We start from the raw sequence: 19,455 nt of genomic DNA, 5'->3' as shown, positions 1-19,455 counted from the left end.
AATCTTAAGTTATTGAATATACTGATATAGATATGATATATTAAAGTTTGTTATATAAATAATATGGAGGTAAGTTATGAACAATAACGCACATAAAGAATCGTTTTTAAAAGGTGCACTTATACTTGGAATGGCAGGTATAATTGTTAAGATAATGGGAGCATTTTTTAGAATCCCTCTGGGAAACATAATTGGTTCAACGGGATTAGGATATTATCAAGCCGTATATCCAGTGTACACTTTATTCTTAACGTTAGCTACGGCAGGGTTTCCGACTGCACTAGCAAAACTAGTTTCAGAGCAAAGAGCTGTAGGGGATTTTGGAGGGGCAAATAAAACATTTAGAATATCATATACAGTTTTATTTATTACTGGATTGATATCATTTTCATTTTTCTTCTTTGGTGCAGATTTTATATCTACAGTACTGTTGAAAAATAGTGGAGCATATGCAGCATTAATTGCTATTTCTCCCGCATTGTTATTTGTTCCTTTGATGTCTTCTTATAGAGGATATTTCCAAGGAAGAAGAGAAATGTCTAAAATAGCTATTTCTCAAATAATTGAACAGTTTTTCAGGGTAGTATTAGGATTATTATTGGCATATATGCTTATGAAAAACTTTGGAGAGCAAATGGGAGCTGCTGGTGGAGTACTAGGGGCTGCAATAGGTGGATTCGCATCTGCTGTATTTTTAATTTACATATATTTAAGAAGTAGTAAATCTAGAAAAGCTGAAATAGCTCAAAGTAAGCATATAAAGGTTGAAAGTACAGGAACTATATTAAAAAGATTATTGTATGTTGCTATACCTATAAGTATTGGTGCATGTGTAATGCCATTAGTAAATATGGTAGATAGTGTAATAGTAGTAAGAAGACTTACAGAAACTGGATTTAATATAGAACAAGCCAATTCTCTACTTGGTCAATTATCAGGAATGGCAATATCAACTGTAAACTTACTTGTAGTTATAGATCAAGCAATAGGTATGAGTTTAGTACCATCTATTTCAGAAGCTTATGCATTAAAGCAAATGAAAAGAGTAAGAAAAGAAGCTAAGACAGGATTAAAGACTATATTATTAGTTACTTTACCAGCTACATTTGGATTTGCAGCTCTTTCAGGACCGATAATGAAGCTATTATACCCTGCTGAACCAGCAACTCTTGGAACCATGTTATTTGTAGTGTCTCCATGTGCAGTATTTTTAGGTTTAATATATGCACAAAATGGTATACTACAGGGGATGGGAAAACCTATGATGCCTGTTATAGCTCTAGCTATAGGTATGGTATTTAAAGTAGTAATAAGTTATGTATTAACAGGTATACCATCAATAAATATAATAGGTTCTGGAATAGGTACTTTGTCAGCATATGCAGTAGCATCTATAATAGAGTTTATGTATATAAAGAAACATCTAAAATTAAGATTATCACCAAAAGAATTCGTTATAAAACCATTGATAACAGTTATAACAATGTATGTAGTTGTTAAATTATCATATGGATTTATAGTAGGTTTCTTAGGTAATTCATTATCAACTTTAGTATCAATAGCTATTGGTGGGGTTGTTTATGGATTAGTGTTATTAGGAATAGGTGGAATTAGAAAAGATGAAATTTTAACTTTACCAAAAGGTGAAAAAATTTACTCGATTTTAAGAAAACTTAAATTAATGAAATAGAAGATAGTATATAAATAGATGATAAGATTATATTAATGTATATAATCTTATCATCGTATATAGGAGAAAAAATCATGGGAAAAATATCTATTGTAGGACTAGGACCTGGAGATTATTCTTTGATTAGTCAAGGTGCATTAGATGCCTTAAGTACTAGTTCTAATGTTTATTTAAGAACTAAGAAACATCCAACTGTAGAGCAGTTACAAGAAAAAATTCAATATACTGCTCTAGATTATTTTTATGAAAAAGAAGAGAATTTTGAAGAAGTATATGGAGAAATTGCGAAATTTATAGTAGAAAAAGGTAAGAGTGAAGACTTAGTATACGCTGTACCAGGTCATCCTCGCGTGGCAGAGAAGACTGTAAGCATTATAGAAGGTTTATGTATACAAAACAACTTAGAATTGGATATAATCCCTTCTATGAGCTTTGTAGATGCTATGTACAATTACTTAGGGGTTGACCCAGCAGAAGGATTTAAATTATTAGATGCTTTTGAATTAGAAGAGTCTTATATAGATATAAATACAAATACTATAATAACGCAAATATATGATCCTTTTATTGCATCAAATGTTAAATTAAAATTAATGGAACATTACGATGATGAACAAGAAGTTTGCATAGTAGTTGGTGCAGGAATAAAAGAATTAGAAAGTAAGGCTTATGTAAAATTATATGAACTTGATAGACAACCTGAACTATTTAGTTACTTAACAAGTTTATACATACCAAAGAGTGATAAAAAATTATATAATACAGTTCATGACTTGCAAAATATAATGAAAAAACTTAGAGGTCCATCAGGTTGTGAATGGGATGCAAAACAAACTCACCAGACTTTAAAAAAATATCTAATTGAAGAAGCTTACGAAGTAGTACAAGCTGTTGATAATGATGATATTGATGAATTAATTGAAGAGCTGGGAGACGTACTTTTACAAGTTATATTCCATTGTCAAATAGGAGAAGAAGAAGGATTTTTTAATTTAGGAGATGTTTCAAGTAGTATTTGTAACAAGTTAATACACAGACATCCGCATGTTTTTGAAAATGTTGAGCTAGATATGAATAAATTTGATAAAACATGGGAAGAACTGAAAAAGAAGGAAAAAGGTGAAACCAGTGTGACTGAGGGGTTACAAAGGATTCCGCAATTTTTGCCGGCTCTAACTAAAGCAGAAAAAATACAACATAAAGCTTCCCTAGTAGGATTTGATTGGGACAATATTGGCGATGTTTGTAAAAAAGTTGAAGAAGAATATAAAGAACTACTTGACGAATGTAAATCAAGGAATATAAAATACATAAAGGAAGAGTTAGGCGATTTATTATTTTCAATAGTAAATTTGGCTAGATTTTTGCAAGTTGATCCTGAAGAAGCATTAAACCTAACTAGTAAAAAATTTATAAAAAGATTTAAATTTATAGAGGATAATGCTAAATTAATGAATAAGACATTGGAAGAAATGACATTGGAAGAAATGGATAAACTATGGGAAAAGGCTAAATTTCAATAAATAATAGAAGGAAATTTCATAAGTATATAGAACTTACAAGAAAAGAGTTTTATATTAACACATTTTAGGAGGTAAAAATAATGAATAAAGCTGAATTAGTATCAAAAATGGCAGAAAAAAGTGAGTTAGAATTAACTAAAAAACAAATAGAGGATGCATTAAATGCATTTATGGCTTCAGTTGAAGATGCACTAGTTGAAGGAGATAAAGTTCAATTAGTAGGATTTGGAACTTTCGAAACTAGAGAAAGAGCTGCTAGACAAGGAAGAAACCCAAGAGACCCACAACAAGTTATAAACATACCAGCTTCTAAAGCTCCAGTATTCAAAGCTGGAAAAGTTTTAAAAGAAGCTATAAACAAATAAGAACATAATAGTGATTAATAATAGATAAAAGTGTGGGCTTCCCACACTTTTTCTGCATATTAAGGAGGCCCTATGAGACTAGATAAATTTTTAAAAGTATCAAGAATAATAAAAAGAAGAACAGTGGCAAAGGAAGCTTGTGATAAAGGGATAGTTACTATAAATGGGAAACAAGCAAAATCATCTTCAGAAGTAAACATAGGTGATGTATTAGAAATTACTTTTGGAGAAAAAATAATGAAATTTAAAATAACTGAAATAAGAGAACATGTTCTTAAGGCTGAAGCTAAGGAAATGTATGAGATAATAGAATAATATTTGAATAACCTCAGTATATTTATATTAGGAGTAATTTATATATACTGGGGGGATATGATGGAACATAGTATAAGTTTAAAGGACAGATCTAATCTAGTTATATCAGGAGTAGATCATATATATTCTTTTAATGATAAGAGAGTAGAGCTTTTAACTTCTGCAGGAAGACTTATTGTGGAAGGTGAGGGCTTGGATATGAATAAGCTTAATTTGGAAGAAAGTATAATAAGTGTGGAAGGCACTGTAAACTCTATAAATTATGCCAAGGATAAAAAGCCTGAAGAAAAATTCTTTAAAAAGGTATTTAAATAATGGGATTTTTTATAGAGGACATAAATATATTTTATTTAACTCTTTATGGTGGAATAGTAATAGGGCTATTATTTGATTTATATAGATCACTAAGAACAAATTTTAAAATAGTAAAAAAAATATCTTTTGTTTTTGATGTTATATTTTGGATACTTATAACAGCTGTAATCTTCACAACAATTAATTTATTAGAAAGATTTGACTTAAGATATTATCATTTTGTAGCCTTATTTCTAGGTTTTATTTTATATTATAACACCATAAGTAAATATATTTTGATTGCATTCAATAAAATAATTTCTTTTATAACAAGCTTATTCAAAAAGACTATATACTACATAGTCAGTTTTTTAAATAATTTGTATTACATTATTATCTATTCAATACACCTTATATTTGATATTATTTGTTATATACCAAGTATACTTTTATCAACTAAGAGAAAAAGAAAAAATAAAAAGGGTGTAGGTGCATGAAGATAAAGATGTTAAAAAGATTTATGGGGCAGTATATGATTTTAGGCTTATTTGTATTTTTTTTAGTGTTTAGTATCATCACTGGATTTATATTTCAGATTAGAAAAGTAAATGAATATAAAGGCCAGATAGCACAAATAAACAACCAGATAGAAAATACTAAAGAGGAAATAAGTAAGTTAGAAAAATTAAGTAAAGATAATGATTTAGAATCAGTAGCAAGAAATGAGCTAGGTATGATTAAATCAAATGAAATAATATATGTAGATTCAAGTGAAAGAGATAACTAAGTTATCTCTTTTTAGTTTATAATAATATTAATTTAAGTAAGATTATTACTTGAAGGAATATTTATAATATATTGTTTGCAAACTGATTTATTAAAAACTATAACTAAGAGATATGGTAGACAATATGAACAGGATTGAATTTTAATAAGGAGGAATAACATGAAAATAGGAGCAATTGATATTGGTACAAACTCAATGAGGTTATTAATAGCAGATTATAACGATAATAAAATAGAGAATAGAAAGAAGTACATAAATACAACTAGAATAGGTCAAGGAGTTGACCAAGACGGTTATATTACAAATGAAGCTTTAGAAAGAAATTTAAAGGCTCTTAAAGAGTTCTCTGATAAATGTAATGAGGAAAAGTGTGAAAAAGTGTATTGTATGGGAACATCAGCTTTGAGAGATAGTAAAAATGGACAAGACTTTATTAATGAAGCAAAAAAATTAACAAATATAGATGTAAAGATAATTTGTGGAGAAGAAGAATCTAATTTAGGCTTTATGGGCGTACTAGAAGGCACAGAAGGTGATAAAAAAGAAGATATATTAGTAATCGATATTGGAGGTGGCTCTACAGAGTTTGTTGTTGGAAATGAAGAGGGTATTAAGTTTTGCAAGAGTGAAAATGTAGGAGCTCTTAGAATGACAGAAAAATTTATTACAACAGATCCTATTAGTGATGAAGAGTTTAGCTCTATGACAAACTTTATAGAGGATACTATATCATCGACTATTAATAAAATTGAAACAATGAATATAAGCAAATTAGTAGGAATTGGGGGAGCAATTACTTCACTTTCTGCTATGAATCAACAATTAGAGGTATATTCTATGGAAAAAGTTCATAATAGTGTGGTCACAAAAAAAGATTTAGAAAAAATTCTACAAAATTTAAAAATCATGACATTAAATGATAAGAAAGCCTTAAAAGGGCTACAACCAAAACGAGCAGATATTATAACGGCTGGTGTAAAAATATTACATATTGTAATGGAAAAGTTAGAAATTGAAAAAATAATGATAAGTGAGTACGATAATTTGGAAGGCTTAATGTGTCAAAACTCAAAAAATATGTCTTAATTTTTTAGGAATACTAAAACCAATTATGACAAAATATAATTCTCCCCTTTGATATAATTCATGTTAAACAAAGGAGGAGATTTTTTATGGATAGAGATGGAGTTGCTGTAAAAAGTAGAGGCTTTAATTTAAATAAAATAAAAATAAATAAATATATAAACACAAAGACGGCAATTTTTATGTTGCTGGGATTTTTTCTTAGTCGGTTCACCATTGTGGATGGGGTAGCACCCTTTGGAATAGCATTCTTCTTATTTTTTGTTAAATTAGATCAGTATAAATATCAAGTATTTTTATCAACTTTGGTAGGCACACTACTATCTTTCAATGATATATCATATATTGTTAAGTACAGTATATGTTTAGTTATTATTTTAGCTTTTAGTAATAAGATTAAAAAATTAGACTCTGTAGCCAAAATTAGTTTGCTAGGAGCAGTAATATTGCTTCCAATGTCTTTAGGACAAACAGCATACTATGGTAATAAAAACATATACGATTTTATAATAATTCTTATGGAATTTGTAGTTACATTTATTTCAGCATACATATTTTCGTTTGGGACAAAGTTCTTACTTAATAACAAGAACAAGATGTATATAAGTCCCGAGGAGGTAGTTTCCCTCAGCCTATTAATTGCCTTTAGTATTATAGGAATAGGCAATATAGGTTTATTAGGTGTTTCAGCTAGGGGAGTTTTAGCAACAGTGTTAATACTTATAGCATCTATACTTGGAGGTTCAACTCTGGGTGCTACAAGTGGAGTTATTGTTGGTTTAGGTTTTATGATATCTAACGTAGTATCGGCCCTATATATGGGAGTATATTCTTTTGCTGGCCTTGTATCAGGGGCATTTAATAAATTAAATAAATATATTTCTATATTAGGATATTTATTAAGTTGGATTATAATATATTCCTATACTTCAGGAATAACTTCAAATTTATCACAAATAATTGATATAGCCATAGGTTGTTTAATAGTTTCTCTAATACCAAAATCACTTTTTAATAAGATGGAGAAATTAGTAAAAACTAAGGTGGACTCTAACGAGGCTGTTTATGAATATATAACGAGAAGTAAAAATTTAACAAATAGCAAACTTATGAATATACAAAGAGTATATAATGAGTTGGCTAACACTTTTGACAAAGTAAGAGAAAGAGACAAAGTAATAGGCCAAAGAGATATCTCCGCTATAATTGATATGATTCATAATGATGAATGTCAGTATTGTAGTATGCAACGAATTTGTTGGGAATCAAAATTTAATTACACTTATAATTTAATCTATGAAATAATTGAAAAAATAGAGGATGGTGAGATAAGTACAAGAGATATTCCAGAAAGCTTTAGGAAAGAGTGTATGAAGCCAGAGCTAATTGTAAGAGTAGCTAACTATTATTATAAACTATATGCTCTAGACTATGATTGGAATATGAAATTAAGTGAAAGTAGACAAGTTATATCAAAACAAATAAAAGATATATCAAAATCAATAGAATGTATATCCAAAAGTTTAGAACAAGACATTATGTTGAATTTAGATAAAGAAAAAGAAATTTTTGATGAATTACAAAGACATAATATTATTGTGGACAAGGTTAATTATATTCAAGAAGGAAACGATGATTTTAAAATAACCATTGAAATGAAAAATTGTAGAGATGGTTGCTTGTGTGATGATAAATTATTAAAAGTTATTTCTAACTTTGTAGGAGAAACTTTAGATATTCAAAAGATCGGGTGCCATTGTTTAGGAGAAAATTGTAAAGCAATCCTTACAAAAGCTGAGAAATTTAAAGTGGTCACAGAAGCAGCAGCCATGTCTAGGGATGGTCATATATTCTGTGGAGATAATTATACATTTATGGAAATTTACGATGGTAAATATATGATGGCAATAAGTGATGGTATGGGAAAAGGTAAAAAAGCATACGATGAATCATCTGTTACCATAGACATCTTGGAAAATATGATGGAAGCTAAAATTGACAAAGAAATAGTCATAAACACAATAAATAATATGCTTTTACTTAAATCATCAGAAGAAATTTTTTCAACGCTGGATTTAGGTATAGTTGATTTGAAAAAAGGAAGATTGGAAACTGTTAAAATGGGAGCTTGCTCAACATATATTAGTAGAGAAAATAAGGATGTGGATTTAATTTCATCATCTTCACTACCAGTTGGAATACTATCTGAAATAAACTTAGATAGACACAATGTGAAAATAAAGAATGGTGATTTTATAATAATGGTCTCTGACGGTATTGTTGATGCTGGTAAGAATAATGACTTCGGAGAGAATTGGTTGATATACTTCCTTAAAAAACTTACAACAACTAATCCAAAGGAAATTGCAAATCAAATTTTAGACCGAGCTTTAGAATTACAGCTTGGAGAGGTAGATGATGATATGACTGTGTTGGTAACTAAAGTTGTAAGCAATTAAAATATAAATATCAACAAAAAGGTATAAAATTTGTTGATAAGATTGTAAAAAATGTTGATAAATAGGAGGAATATGGTGAAGTGATATAATTTTATAAATATAAAACCATTGAAAATACTAAAGTATAAGAAAAAGAAAGGGTGTTGATATGTGAATAACATTGTGGATAAGTCATGGTTATACACAGTATATAAAATTGAATAATTTGTAAAAAATAAGCCATCCTATTATTAAGTAACTTGATGAAAGGGTGGCTTTTTATGGGCAGAAAGTTATTAAAATTATTAATTGTTTTTTTATTACTATTTGGGATTTATACTACAAGACAAGATATTTACAGTACTTACTCTACAGCTTTTGCACAAAATGAAAAAGATGAAGAGAAGCCTAAAAAAGAAATTGATTATAGTAAATATTGTTGGAATTTATATACCTTATATAAAAATGATGATGCATGGATAAAAGATTTAAAAAAATTTAATAAAGATATGAATGAGCTGGAAAATTACATAGGAAAATTAACAAAGTCTAAAACACATTTATATTTAGGCATGGGAATAAAGGAAAAACTTGATATAAAGTTAAATTCTCTATCAGCTTATGCTAAGTTAAAAAAAGATTTAAATAAGAGTTCATATGAATATCTAAACATGACAGAAGAAATAAAAAAATCTTATTCTAGGTATATGAATATTACATCTCAGCTTGAGTTAGAAATACTTAAATTATCAGATAAAGATTGCAATAAATACTTATCAGATAAAAAAATTAATAACAAGTACGGAATGTATATAAAAGATATTCGAAGAAATAAAAAACATTATTTAGATGATAAGAGCGAGACTATATTATCAAACATGTCATCTATAAATGGATTGCCTAGCAATGTTTATGATTTATTTAGAAATATGGACAAGAAGTCTGATATAACTCCTGCAGAATATGAGAATGCTATACAAGACTATAGCAGAGAAAAAAGAGTGGAAGCTTATAAAAATGAATTTATACCATATAACGATAATATAAATACTCTGGCAGGCTTATTAAGTGGGCAGGTTAATAAAAATGTTTTTTATTCATCAGTAAGAAATTATGATTCATCTTTACAAATGTATTTAGACTCAGATAATATAGATGAAAAAGTTTATAAAGGATTAATAAAGACTGTAAGCAATAATACGGATAGTTTACACAAGTATATTAGTCTTAGAAAAAAAGTTTTAAATTTAGATAAAGTATATTACTACGATATGTTTGTACCTATTGTTAGTGAATGTGAAGAAGTTGTATCCTATGACAAAGCACAAGGTATGGTATATTCTGCTTTAGCACCTTTAGGTGATGCATATGGAAGTATAATATACAAAGCATTTAATGAAAGATGGATAGATGTATATTCAAAAGAAAATAAAGTTAGTGGAGGATACTGTTTATCTGTATATGATAATCATCCATATGTACTGCTTAACTACAATAGCTCTATAGGAGGTGTATCGACATTAATACATGAACTTGGTCATGCATCCTATGAATATTTAAGCACTAAAAATCAAAACTTTTATAATTCTTCTCCATCTATTTTTACTCATGAAGTTGCATCAACAACAAATGAAGTTTTACTTTATGAAAATTTAATTAAAAATGCAACAAATAATAAAGAAAAAGCTTATTATATTAGCATGTATTTAGATTTTATAAAAAATACGCTATATACTCAAACTATGTATGCTGAATTTGAAGATTATATACATGAAGCAGCAGAAAATAATAAGCAACTAAATGCATTAGTATTAAATGATAAATGGTCTATGTTGCTTAAAAAATATTATGGTGATGACTTTGAAGTTGATCCATTATCTATGGTAGGATGGGCTAGGATACCGCATTTTTATAATAGTTTTTATGTATATAAATATGCTACAGGGTGTTGTAGCGCAGTTACTTGTGCTCAAGACATATTAAAAAATGGTCCAGATAATTACCTGAATTTCCTTAAAAAAGGTGGTTCAGATTATCCTTTAAATCTGTTAAAATCTAATAATGTTGATTTAAATAGTCAAAAACCTATTAAAAAGACAATAGACAAGTTTGATGAATTAGTAAATGAATTAGAAAAATTATTAGCTGAGAAATGATTGATTAGACAATAATAAACATGACAAAACTATAAGTATGATGATAAAATAAGTATTAATATAACGTATTATATTTAAGATTATTGGAGGGAATAGCATTATGCAAAGGAAAATAAGAAAAGCGGTTATACCTGCTGCTGGTCTTGGGACAAGATTTCTACCAGCAACAAAGGCTCAACCAAAAGAAATGTTACCTATTGTTGATAAACCAACCTTGCAATATATAATTGAAGAAGCAGTGGCTTCTGGAATAGAGGAAATATTAATAATAACTGGTAAAAATAAAAAATCTATTGAAGATCATTTTGATAAATCAGTAGAGTTAGAATTAGAACTTGAACAAAAAGGGAAGACGGAATTACTAGAAATAGTTAGAGATATATCTAAGATGGTAAATATCTATTATATAAGACAAAAGGAACCTAAGGGACTTGGAGATGCTATACACTGTGCAAGGAGTTTCATAGGCGATGAACCTTTTGCAGTTATGCTTGGAGATGATATAGTAGATAATGATGTTCCATGTTTAAGACAACTTATGGATGCTTACGAAGAATATAGAACTACTATTCTTGGGGTTCAAACAGTTGAAAGTGAAAATGTAAATAAGTATGGTATAGTAGATGCTAAACATATAGAAGATAGAGTTTACAAAGTTAAGGATCTAGTTGAAAAGCCTGATATAGATAAAGCGCCTTCTAATATTGCGATTTTAGGAAGATATATAATTACACCTGAAATATTTGATATACTAGAAGATTTACCTATAGGAAAAGGTGGAGAAGTTCAATTAACTGATGCCTTAAAAAGACTATCTAAAAAAGAGGCTATGTATGCATATAATTTTGAGGGAAGAAGATACGATGTAGGAGACAAATTAGGCTTCTTAGAAGCCACTGTAGATTTTGCTCTTAAAAAAGATGAATTAAGAGATGATTTTATGAAATATCTTAAAAAAGTTAGCCTTGAAGATGCTGATAAAAAATAGAAGTAGAACTTAGAGAGGTGATTCAAATGGCTAAAAATATGCAGAAAAAAATGACTAAAATTATAGCAATAGGAATAGCTGTAATTTTTATATTAACAAGTGTATCAACGCTAATAAGAATGTTAGCTTGGTCCTTATAGAGAAAAGCTAGTCTTTTAAGACTAGCTTTTTTTTATATGCAAGGATATTATAATTGCTCTCAAATCTGTGTAAAACTCGCGGAATTAAGTAATATCAACAAATATTGAAATGTAAAAAGTTAATTTTTAGCAAGGTCGTTGTCTGAAGCGGAGCGAAGGCATCTCGTTGGCGGTATGAGCGAAGCGAATTTTTTATGAAATAGATTATAAATATAAAGTATATTAGCAGGTTGTAGATAAATAATAAAATAAGTTAAAAAATATAAAAAAGATATTGACTCCGACGTTAGGGAACCCTTTATTATAAAGTTGTAGGAGGCGTGTATATGGAATATACATCTAAGAAGTTTGCATAACTGTCCGGTGTCAGCGTTAGGACACTTAGATACTATGATGAAATTGGCATACTTAAGCCCAGTCGTATAAATTCATTAGGATATCGTATATATGGAGAAAAAGAAGCAGATTTATTACAACAAATATTATTTTATAAAAAGCATTCTAAAATATTAGTTTAAATATTTTAGAATGCTTTTTTCTTTTTATATCCAATCTAATTGACTTGAATAAGTTAGCTTTTCGAGGTGAAGGATTTATATGATTACTTAATTGAAGTAAATTTTTAGTATTAAGAAATATATAACTTATATGGCGTGATATAATAAAAAGAAATAGTATACCATATTGCTAGAAATGGTAAATATAAAACAAATATATACTACACTATTTACTAAAATAAGTATATAATATATAATTTTAAATGGAATATAATAAAGGAGATGGGAATTTAATGGATAGAAATTTAGCATTAGAGCTTGTAAGAGTAACGGAAGCGGCTGCATTAGTATCTTCTCAGTTTATGGGAAGAGGAGATAAGGATGGAGCTGATGGTGCTGCAGTAGAAGCAATGAGAAGAGCTTTTGAATCTGTAAAAATAAATGGAGAGGTAGTTATTGGTGAAGGAGAATTAGATGAAGCTCCAATGTTATATATTGGGGAAAAAGTCGGATTGCAAACAGAGGACTGTATGGAGGTTGATATAGCTGTAGATCCACTTGATGGAACTACATTAATAGCAAAAGGGCTTCCAAACGCAATATCAGTAATAGCTATTGGTAAAAAAGGTTCACTACTTCGTGCACCAGATACATATATGAAAAAAATTGTTGTTGGACCGAAAGCAAAAGGATGTATAGACTTAGATAAAAGTGTGGAAGAAAATATATTAAATGTTGCAAAAGCGTTAGGTAAAAAAACAACACAAATGACAATAATGACTCAAGATAGAGAAAGACATAATTATATAATTGAACCGGCTAGAAGACTAGGTTGTCAGATAAGAATGTTTGGCGATGGAGATGTGGCTACAGGTATTGCAACTTGTTTTGAAGAAACAGGTGTAGATATGCTTATGGGAATTGGTGGAGGACCAGAAGGTGTAATAACAGCGGCGGCTATAAAGTGCATGGGCGGAGATATGCAAGCACAAATTTATCCTATGAGTGAACAAGAAAGAAATAGATGTCATGAAATGGGATTATCTGATGAAGATATAGAAAAAAAATTAACTTTAGAAGACTTGGCTAAAGGTGAGGATTTATTTTTTGCTGCAACAGGAATTACAGAGGGAAATTTATTAAAAGGTGTAATAAATGTTGGAGATAACAAAGCTAAAACTGAATCTATTGTAATGAGGGGAAAGACAGGAACAATAAGATTTGTAGACGCAATACACAACTTAGATAAAAATGAGATTCTTATTGATTTAATGAAAAAATATAATATGGAATAATAAAAAGTGGACGGATTGTCCACTTTCTTTATTTTTGATGAATAAATTTACAAATAATAGTAAAAATAATAAAAAAGATGAGAACTAGGAGTTTTACGTGTTGACCATGATATTTAATAATGATATTATTATTTTATTAAATTTCATATTTAAAAATGATTACTTTTCTTTTTCACACCCTATATTCCCTATAAAACTAAAACTTAATTACAGCCTTAAATAAAATATGAGGAGGTTCATTTGAATTTGGAAAATATAACAATGGAAGAATTGAGTAAAAAGACCTTGGCGGAACTTAGACAGATAGCTAAGGAATTAGATATAAAATCAGTTACTAAGTATAAGAAAAATGAGTTAGTTGAGTTAATCAACAGCAGTCCTAAAGATAATACAAATGAAGAAGACAAAAGTATGTTACATAATAATAAAGAAAATATAGAGGCTAAAGTACAAAAACAGGGAAGAGAAAACATAGATAATAACGGGGACAGAAATAAACAGTTTAATAGAAATAGCGATACGGAAAATATTAAAACTGTAGATAAATCAGATAATAGACCTTATGTAAAAACTCATAGTAGAGAAAATCAAAACAATTCTCGTAATTTCAATAATAATAATAAAACTTCAGGTATGGAAAATAGAAATCAGAGAAATAATAAAAGTAATTATGTACCAAAAGTTGTTGAAGAATCTAAAATAATTAATGAGTTTAACACTTCTAAAGATGATGAAGTAGTTGGAGTTTTAGAAATACTTCCTGATGGATTTGGTTTCTTAAGAGGTTCTAACTATCAATCGACAGATGAAGATGTATATGTATCTCCATCTCAAATAAGAAGATTCAATCTTCAAACAGGAGATAAAGTTAGAGGCATAACAAGACATCCAAAAACAGGAGAAAAGTTCAGAGCATTATTATTTGTACAAAAAGTTAATGACGAAAAACCAGAAACTTGTATAAATAGAAAATCTTTTGTTAACTTAACGCCAATATATCCAGAAGAAAGACTGACATTAGAAAAAAGTCAACATGAAATATCAACTAGATTAATAGATTTAATTTCACCAATAGGAAAGGGACAAAGGGGTCTTATTGTCGCACCACCTAAAGCAGGTAAAACTATACTTCTTAAAAGTGTAGCTAATAGTATTGCAAAAAACCATCCTAATGTAGAGCTAATAGTTTTATTAATTGATGAAAGACCAGAAGAAGTTACTGATATGAGAGAGTCTATTAATGGAGATGTTATCTACTCGACATTTGATCAAGTATCAAGTCACCATGTTAAAGTAGCAGAAATGGTACTAAATAGAGCACAAAGACTTGTTGAACATGGTAAAGATGTTGTAATACTTCTTGACAGTATAACAAGACTAGCAAGAGCTTATAACTTAACAATATCTCCAACAGGAAGAACACTATCTGGAGGTCTTGATCCAGGAGCATTACATGGACCTAAAAAATTCTTTGGTGCAGCTAGAAATATTAGACAAGGTGGTTCGTTGACAATACTTGCAACTGCATTAGTAGAGACGGGGTCTAGAATGGACGATGTAATCTTTGAAGAGTTTAAAGGAACTGGTAATATGGAATTACATTTAGATAGAAAGCTTGCTGAGAAGAGAATATTCCCTGCTGTAGATATTTATAAATCAGGAACAAGAAGAGAAGACTTATTACTTTCAGAAGAAGAAAAAACAGCTTTATGGAAATTGAGAAAAGAAATGAGCAACAATTCTATATTAGAAGTTACAGATAATTTAATCGAAGCTTTAAAGAAAACAAAAAATAATGAAGAATTCATAAGAAGCATTAAGTAAAATTAATAAACCTAAAATCATATAATGAAGAAATACAAAAATCCTTGTATCACTAAAAAACATGTGATATAATGATGTAGTTGAAGATGAAAACTTAAAATTAATATAATTAATTTAGAATATAATTGAAAAAGAGGTGACTAAGAATGCAAAAAGATATACAACCAAAATACAATGCAGTTGAAGTACACTGTGCTTGTGGAAATACTTTCATGGCTGGTTCAACTAAGGACGAAATAAGAGTTGAAGTATGTTCAGAATGCCATCCTTTCTATACTGGAAAACAAAAGAACATAGAAAAAGGTGGAAGAATAGACAAATTCAAACAAAGATTCAAAATGGATTAATTATTGTAAAAAGAGGGGTTGGTTATCCAACTCCTATTTTATTTCCCTAATTACTAAAAAATACATAATTTTAGAATATTATCAGTAATAACATTAGATAAAGACTTAGGAGGTTCGAAAATATGTATAGACCAGTAAACCATGGTTATATTGAAGTAGTAGTTGGACCTATGTATAGTGGAAAGAGCGAAGAATTAATAAGAAGATTAAAAAGAGCTAAAATTGCAAAACAAAATATTGTTGTATTTAAACCTCATATAGATGATAGATATAGTAAGAAAGACGTTGTATCTCATAGTGGGGACAGTATAGAAGCTATTCCAATAGAAAAAGCATCTGATATTTATAATTTAATAGATGAAGATGTTCAAGTTGTGGGAATAGATGAGGTGCAATTTTTTGATGAAGAAGTAGTGGATATAGCTATTGACTTAGCTAACAAGGGAGTAAGAGTCATAGCAGCAGGCTTAGATATGGATTTTAAAGGAGAACCATTTGGACCTACACCAAAACTTTTAGCAGTCGCTGAATTTGTAGATAAGATTCAAGCTATTTGTTCTGTGTGTGGTCAACCAGCAACAAGATCACAAAGATTAATAGATGGAAAACCAGCAAGATATGATGATCCTATTATTCAGGTAGGAGCTGTAGAAAGCTATGAAGCTAGATGTAGAAAGTGTCATGTGGTAAAATAAATTATTAACCCCTTAAAAGTATAATATAATACTCTAAGGGGAATTTTTATATTATAATAGTTTTAGTGATTGAAAAATTATTATGAGGAGTATGGCCATGAAAAAGCAAAGTGTTGGAGGGCAAGCTGTAATTGAAGGCGTTATGATGCAGTCTAAAAATTACAGAGCTATTGCTGTTAGAAAAAGTAATGGAGAAATAGAATTAAAAAAAGAGAGAATAAGAAGTTGGATAAAAGATAAAAAAATTGATAAAATACCTTTCTTAAGAGGTTCGTTTGTTTTATTTGAAACGATGATAGAAGGTATGAAAAGCTTAAACTATTCATCAGAATTTTTTTTAGAAGAAGATGAAGAGGAAGAAGATGTAATAGATAAGTTTTTAAAAAGAATATTTAAAGATAAAGCAAATGATGCAATTATGGCAGTATCTCTTATTTTAGCAATGATTCTTTCTGTTGGGTTATTTGTATTAATTCCAACATCAATAGGAGGATTATTTTCATCATTTATACACAACAACATAATACTTAACTTAATTGAAGGTTTAATTAGAATAGGTATACTAATATCATATATGTTGTTAATATCGAGAAATGAAGATATAAAAAGAACATTTATGTATCATGGAGCAGAACACAAGGTTATTTATTGTTATGAAAATGACTTAGAATTAACAGTAGAAAATGCAAGGAAATTTACAACACTGCATCCTAGATGTGGTACAAATTTCTTATTCATAGTAATGTTTACATCAATTATATTATTTTCTTTCTTTGGATGGCCAAATATTTTAGCTAGAATAGCAATGAGAATATTGTGTATACCTATAGTTGCTGGCATATCTTATGAAATAATAAAATTTCTTGGGAAATATAATAATATATTAAGTAAAATTGTTGCATATCCAGGAATGATGCTTCAAAATATTACTACAAAAGAACCAAATGATGAACAATTAGAGGTGGCAATAAAAGCATTAAAGGCTGTAATTTAAGAGAAATAAGGGAGAAGCTTATGACTATTAAGGAAATAATTATAAGATATTCGAAAGAACTTGAAGAAATAAGTCCTACGCCTAGACTTGATGTGGAAACATTACTACAAAAAGTTCTTGATGTAGATAGATTATATATACTTTTAAACTTAGACAAATCTCTAAGCGATGATGAAGAAAAATTATTTAATAAGTTTATAGAAGAAAGACTGAGTAATAGGCCTATTGCTTATATCGTGGAAAATCGTGAATTTATGGGATTAGATTTTTATGTTAAGGAAGGTGTTTTAATACCAAGGCCTGACACTGAAGTATTAGTAGAAGAAGTTATTGAATTATGTAAAGATAAAGGGCCTATAAATATACTTGATATAGGTACAGGTTCTGGTGCTATTACTGTAAGTTTGGCAAAATATTTAGTAAATGCTAAGATTACTTCTGTAGATATATCAGACATTGCTTTGGAAATTGGCGAAAAGAATGCCCAAAGTAATGATGTAGATGATAGAATAACTTTTATTAAATCAGACTTATTTACAAATATAGATAAAGATATGAAATTTGATATAATAGTATCTAATCCACCTTATATAAAAAAAGAAGTTATTGAAACTTTAGACAAGCAGGTTAAGGATTTTGAGCCATATAATGCATTAGAAGGTGGAATTGATGGTTTGGATTTTTATAGAGCAATAACAACACAAGGCAAAAACTATCTTAATAAAGGTGGAATTTTAGCATATGAAGTAGGCCATGACCAAAGTGAAGATGTTAGTAAGTTAATGGAGAAGGATGGATATACTAATATATATACTAGAAAAGACCTACAACAAATTGACAGAGTTGTTATAGGTAGTGTTTTATGATATAATGAATTGCTTGAAATTGTACGAAAAAAGAGGTGAACGGTATGTTAAACAAACTACAGGTTTTAGAAGATAAATATATAGATTTAACTGAAAAAATCAGTGATATGGAAATAATAAATGACCAAAAAGTTTGGCAAAAGTATATGAAAGAACATGCAGATTTAGAGCCTATCGTTTTTAAATACAGAGAATATAGAAATGTATTAAACAACCTTAGCGAGTCTAAAGCTATATTAGAAGAAGAATCTGATGAGGACCTAAGAGAATTAGCTAAAATGGAAATAGCTGAATTAGAATGTCAGGTTGAACCATTAGAAGCAGAATTAAAAATTCTTTTATTACCAAAAGACCCTAACGATGAAAAGAACGTTATAGTTGAAATAAGAGGTGGAGCAGGTGGAGATGAAGCAGCTCTATTTGCAGGAAACTTGTTCAGAATGTATTCTAGATACGCTGAAAGAAGAAGATGGAAAATTGAACTTTTAAGTGCTAGTGATACTGGAGTTGGAGGATACAAAGAAGTATCTTTCCTAATAAAAGGTAAGGGTGCTTACTCAAGACTTAAATACGAGTCAGGAGTTCATAGAGTTCAAAGAATACCAGCTACTGAATCTGGGGGAAGAATTCATACTTCAACTGCTACAGTTGCAGTTTTACCAGAAGTAGAAGATGTAGAAGTAGAAATAAATCCAAATGATTTAAGAATAGACGTATTCCGTGCATCAGGAAATGGTGGACAGTGTGTCAACACAACTGACTCAGCTGTAAGAATAACTCATTTACCTACAGGTGAGGTTGTATCTTGTCAAGATGAAAAATCTCAGTTAAAGAATAAAGAAAAAGCTTTAAAAGTATTAAAAGCTAGACTTTATGACAAAGCTTTATCTGAACAACATGATGAAGTTGCTGCAGAAAGAAGAAGTCAGGTTGGTACTGGGGATAGATCTGAGAGAATAAGAACTTATAACTATCCACAAGGTAGAGTAAGTGATCATAGAATAAACTTAACTCTTTATAAATTAGATCAATTCTTAGATGGTGATATAGACGAAATGATAGATGCATTAATCACAGAAGATCAAACTAAAAAGATGACAGCAATATAAAATCCCTAAATTTTTAGGGATTTTTTCTATAGGTACTTAAATATAATTT

General features: G+C 29.1%; 19 protein-coding genes. All 19 read left to right on the top strand.

Annotated features, from left to right (window positions below):
• The first annotated feature begins 76 nt into the window (after positions 1-76).
• Positions 77-1,690, top strand: a complete 1,614-nt coding sequence (locus NSA58_RS01465; RefSeq protein WP_039680466.1) for a putative polysaccharide biosynthesis protein — start codon at positions 77-79, stop codon at positions 1,688-1,690.
• A gap of 74 nt (positions 1,691-1,764) precedes the next feature.
• Positions 1,765-3,213 (top strand): bifunctional methyltransferase/pyrophosphohydrolase YabN, encoded by a 1,449-nt coding sequence (gene yabN / locus NSA58_RS01460; RefSeq protein ID WP_039680465.1) that lies wholly within the window; start codon positions 1,765-1,767, stop codon positions 3,211-3,213.
• Positions 3,214-3,293: 80 nt separating this feature from the next.
• Positions 3,294-3,578: an HU family DNA-binding protein gene (locus NSA58_RS01455; protein WP_039680464.1), complete on the top strand. Its 285-nt coding sequence runs from the start codon at positions 3,294-3,296 to the stop codon at positions 3,576-3,578.
• 72 nt (positions 3,579-3,650) lie between these two features.
• Entirely contained in the window at positions 3,651-3,893 is a 243-nt protein-coding gene (locus NSA58_RS01450; RefSeq protein ID WP_039680463.1) for an RNA-binding S4 domain-containing protein, read from the top strand.
• A gap of 60 nt (positions 3,894-3,953) precedes the next feature.
• Positions 3,954-4,208 carry a sporulation protein YabP gene (yabP, locus tag NSA58_RS01445; protein ID WP_039680461.1) on the top strand — a complete coding sequence of 85 codons (255 nt, stop codon included), beginning with the start codon at positions 3,954-3,956 and terminating at the stop codon, positions 4,206-4,208.
• On the top strand, positions 4,208-4,684 hold the full coding sequence (gene yabQ, locus NSA58_RS20815) for a spore cortex biosynthesis protein YabQ (RefSeq protein ID WP_039680460.1): 477 nt from the start codon (positions 4,208-4,210) through the stop codon (positions 4,682-4,684). Before yabP ends, yabQ begins: the two co-directional genes overlap by 1 nt.
• Positions 4,681-4,974 carry an FtsB family cell division protein gene (locus NSA58_RS01435; RefSeq protein WP_052233060.1) on the top strand — a complete coding sequence of 98 codons (294 nt, stop codon included), beginning with the start codon at positions 4,681-4,683 and terminating at the stop codon, positions 4,972-4,974. The genes yabQ and NSA58_RS01435 overlap by 4 nt, the downstream gene beginning before the upstream one ends.
• 159 nt (positions 4,975-5,133) lie before the next feature.
• Positions 5,134-6,060, top strand: a complete 927-nt coding sequence (locus NSA58_RS01430) for a Ppx/GppA phosphatase family protein (RefSeq protein WP_039680459.1) — start codon at positions 5,134-5,136, stop codon at positions 6,058-6,060.
• Between the two features lie 86 nt (positions 6,061-6,146).
• Positions 6,147-8,516, top strand: coding sequence for a stage II sporulation protein E (gene spoIIE / locus NSA58_RS01425; protein ID WP_039680458.1), 2,370 nt, complete (start codon positions 6,147-6,149; stop codon positions 8,514-8,516).
• Positions 8,517-8,776: 260 nt separating this feature from the next.
• A complete protein-coding gene (gene pepF / locus NSA58_RS01420; protein WP_039680457.1) occupies positions 8,777-10,651 on the top strand; it encodes an oligoendopeptidase F in 1,875 nt (624 codons plus the stop codon).
• A gap of 100 nt (positions 10,652-10,751) precedes the next feature.
• Complete coding sequence (gene galU, locus NSA58_RS01415) at positions 10,752-11,639, top strand: UTP--glucose-1-phosphate uridylyltransferase GalU (RefSeq protein WP_039680456.1); 888 nt, start codon at positions 10,752-10,754, stop codon at positions 11,637-11,639.
• A 496-nt stretch (positions 11,640-12,135) separates the two neighbouring features.
• Entirely contained in the window at positions 12,136-12,297 is a 162-nt protein-coding gene (locus tag NSA58_RS01410; protein WP_330376090.1) for a MerR family DNA-binding transcriptional regulator, read from the top strand.
• Positions 12,298-12,569: 272 nt separating this feature from the next.
• On the top strand, positions 12,570-13,571 hold the full coding sequence (glpX, locus tag NSA58_RS01405; RefSeq protein ID WP_039680455.1) for a class II fructose-bisphosphatase: 1,002 nt from the start codon (positions 12,570-12,572) through the stop codon (positions 13,569-13,571).
• Between the two features lie 240 nt (positions 13,572-13,811).
• The gene (rho, locus tag NSA58_RS01400; RefSeq protein WP_139045048.1) at positions 13,812-15,395 is read left to right on the top strand and encodes a transcription termination factor Rho; all 1,584 of its coding nucleotides are present in this window, start codon (positions 13,812-13,814) and stop codon (positions 15,393-15,395) included.
• 146 nt (positions 15,396-15,541) lie between these two features.
• Positions 15,542-15,742: a 50S ribosomal protein L31 gene (gene rpmE / locus NSA58_RS01395; protein WP_039680454.1), complete on the top strand. Its 201-nt coding sequence runs from the start codon at positions 15,542-15,544 to the stop codon at positions 15,740-15,742.
• Between the two features lie 122 nt (positions 15,743-15,864).
• Positions 15,865-16,437, top strand: a complete 573-nt coding sequence (locus tag NSA58_RS01390) for a thymidine kinase (RefSeq protein ID WP_039680453.1) — start codon at positions 15,865-15,867, stop codon at positions 16,435-16,437.
• 97 nt (positions 16,438-16,534) lie between these two features.
• Entirely contained in the window at positions 16,535-17,431 is an 897-nt protein-coding gene (locus NSA58_RS01385; protein WP_039680452.1) for a DUF1385 domain-containing protein, read from the top strand.
• 20 nt (positions 17,432-17,451) lie between these two features.
• A complete protein-coding gene (gene prmC / locus NSA58_RS01380; protein ID WP_039680451.1) occupies positions 17,452-18,297 on the top strand; it encodes a peptide chain release factor N(5)-glutamine methyltransferase in 846 nt (281 codons plus the stop codon).
• 44 nt (positions 18,298-18,341) lie between these two features.
• Complete coding sequence (gene prfA / locus NSA58_RS01375; protein ID WP_039680450.1) at positions 18,342-19,406, top strand: peptide chain release factor 1; 1,065 nt, start codon at positions 18,342-18,344, stop codon at positions 19,404-19,406.
• Positions 19,407-19,455 lie beyond the last annotated feature (49 nt).

The sequence above is a fragment of the Terrisporobacter muris genome (assembly GCF_024621905.1).
In the GTDB taxonomy this organism is placed as follows: Bacteria; Bacillota; Clostridia; order Peptostreptococcales; family Peptostreptococcaceae; genus Terrisporobacter; species Terrisporobacter muris.
The sequence above is the reverse complement of the archived record's forward strand: the minus strand, read 5'-3'. Positions and strand labels throughout refer to the sequence as shown.

Bases quoted from the DNA above. Each gene is read 5' to 3' on its own strand.
- NSA58_RS01465 (WP_039680466.1), top strand. From the start codon at position 77: ATGAACAATAACGCACATAAAGAATCGTTTTTAAAAGGTGCACTTATA.
- yabN (WP_039680465.1), top strand. From the start codon at position 1,765: ATGGGAAAAATATCTATTGTAGGACTAGGACCTGGAGATTATTCTTTG.
- NSA58_RS01455 (WP_039680464.1), top strand. From the start codon at position 3,294: ATGAATAAAGCTGAATTAGTATCAAAAATGGCAGAAAAAAGTGAGTTA.
- NSA58_RS01450 (WP_039680463.1), top strand. From the start codon at position 3,651: ATGAGACTAGATAAATTTTTAAAAGTATCAAGAATAATAAAAAGAAGA.
- yabP (WP_039680461.1), top strand. From the start codon at position 3,954: ATGGAACATAGTATAAGTTTAAAGGACAGATCTAATCTAGTTATATCA.
- yabQ (WP_039680460.1), top strand. From the start codon at position 4,208: ATGGGATTTTTTATAGAGGACATAAATATATTTTATTTAACTCTTTAT.
- NSA58_RS01435 (WP_052233060.1), top strand. From the start codon at position 4,681: ATGAAGATAAAGATGTTAAAAAGATTTATGGGGCAGTATATGATTTTA.
- NSA58_RS01430 (WP_039680459.1), top strand. From the start codon at position 5,134: ATGAAAATAGGAGCAATTGATATTGGTACAAACTCAATGAGGTTATTA.
- spoIIE (WP_039680458.1), top strand. From the start codon at position 6,147: ATGGATAGAGATGGAGTTGCTGTAAAAAGTAGAGGCTTTAATTTAAAT.
- pepF (WP_039680457.1), top strand. From the start codon at position 8,777: ATGGGCAGAAAGTTATTAAAATTATTAATTGTTTTTTTATTACTATTT.
- galU (WP_039680456.1), top strand. From the start codon at position 10,752: ATGCAAAGGAAAATAAGAAAAGCGGTTATACCTGCTGCTGGTCTTGGG.
- glpX (WP_039680455.1), top strand. From the start codon at position 12,570: ATGGATAGAAATTTAGCATTAGAGCTTGTAAGAGTAACGGAAGCGGCT.
- rpmE (WP_039680454.1), top strand. From the start codon at position 15,542: ATGCAAAAAGATATACAACCAAAATACAATGCAGTTGAAGTACACTGT.
- NSA58_RS01390 (WP_039680453.1), top strand. From the start codon at position 15,865: ATGTATAGACCAGTAAACCATGGTTATATTGAAGTAGTAGTTGGACCT.
- NSA58_RS01385 (WP_039680452.1), top strand. From the start codon at position 16,535: ATGAAAAAGCAAAGTGTTGGAGGGCAAGCTGTAATTGAAGGCGTTATG.
- prmC (WP_039680451.1), top strand. From the start codon at position 17,452: ATGACTATTAAGGAAATAATTATAAGATATTCGAAAGAACTTGAAGAA.
- prfA (WP_039680450.1), top strand. From the start codon at position 18,342: ATGTTAAACAAACTACAGGTTTTAGAAGATAAATATATAGATTTAACT.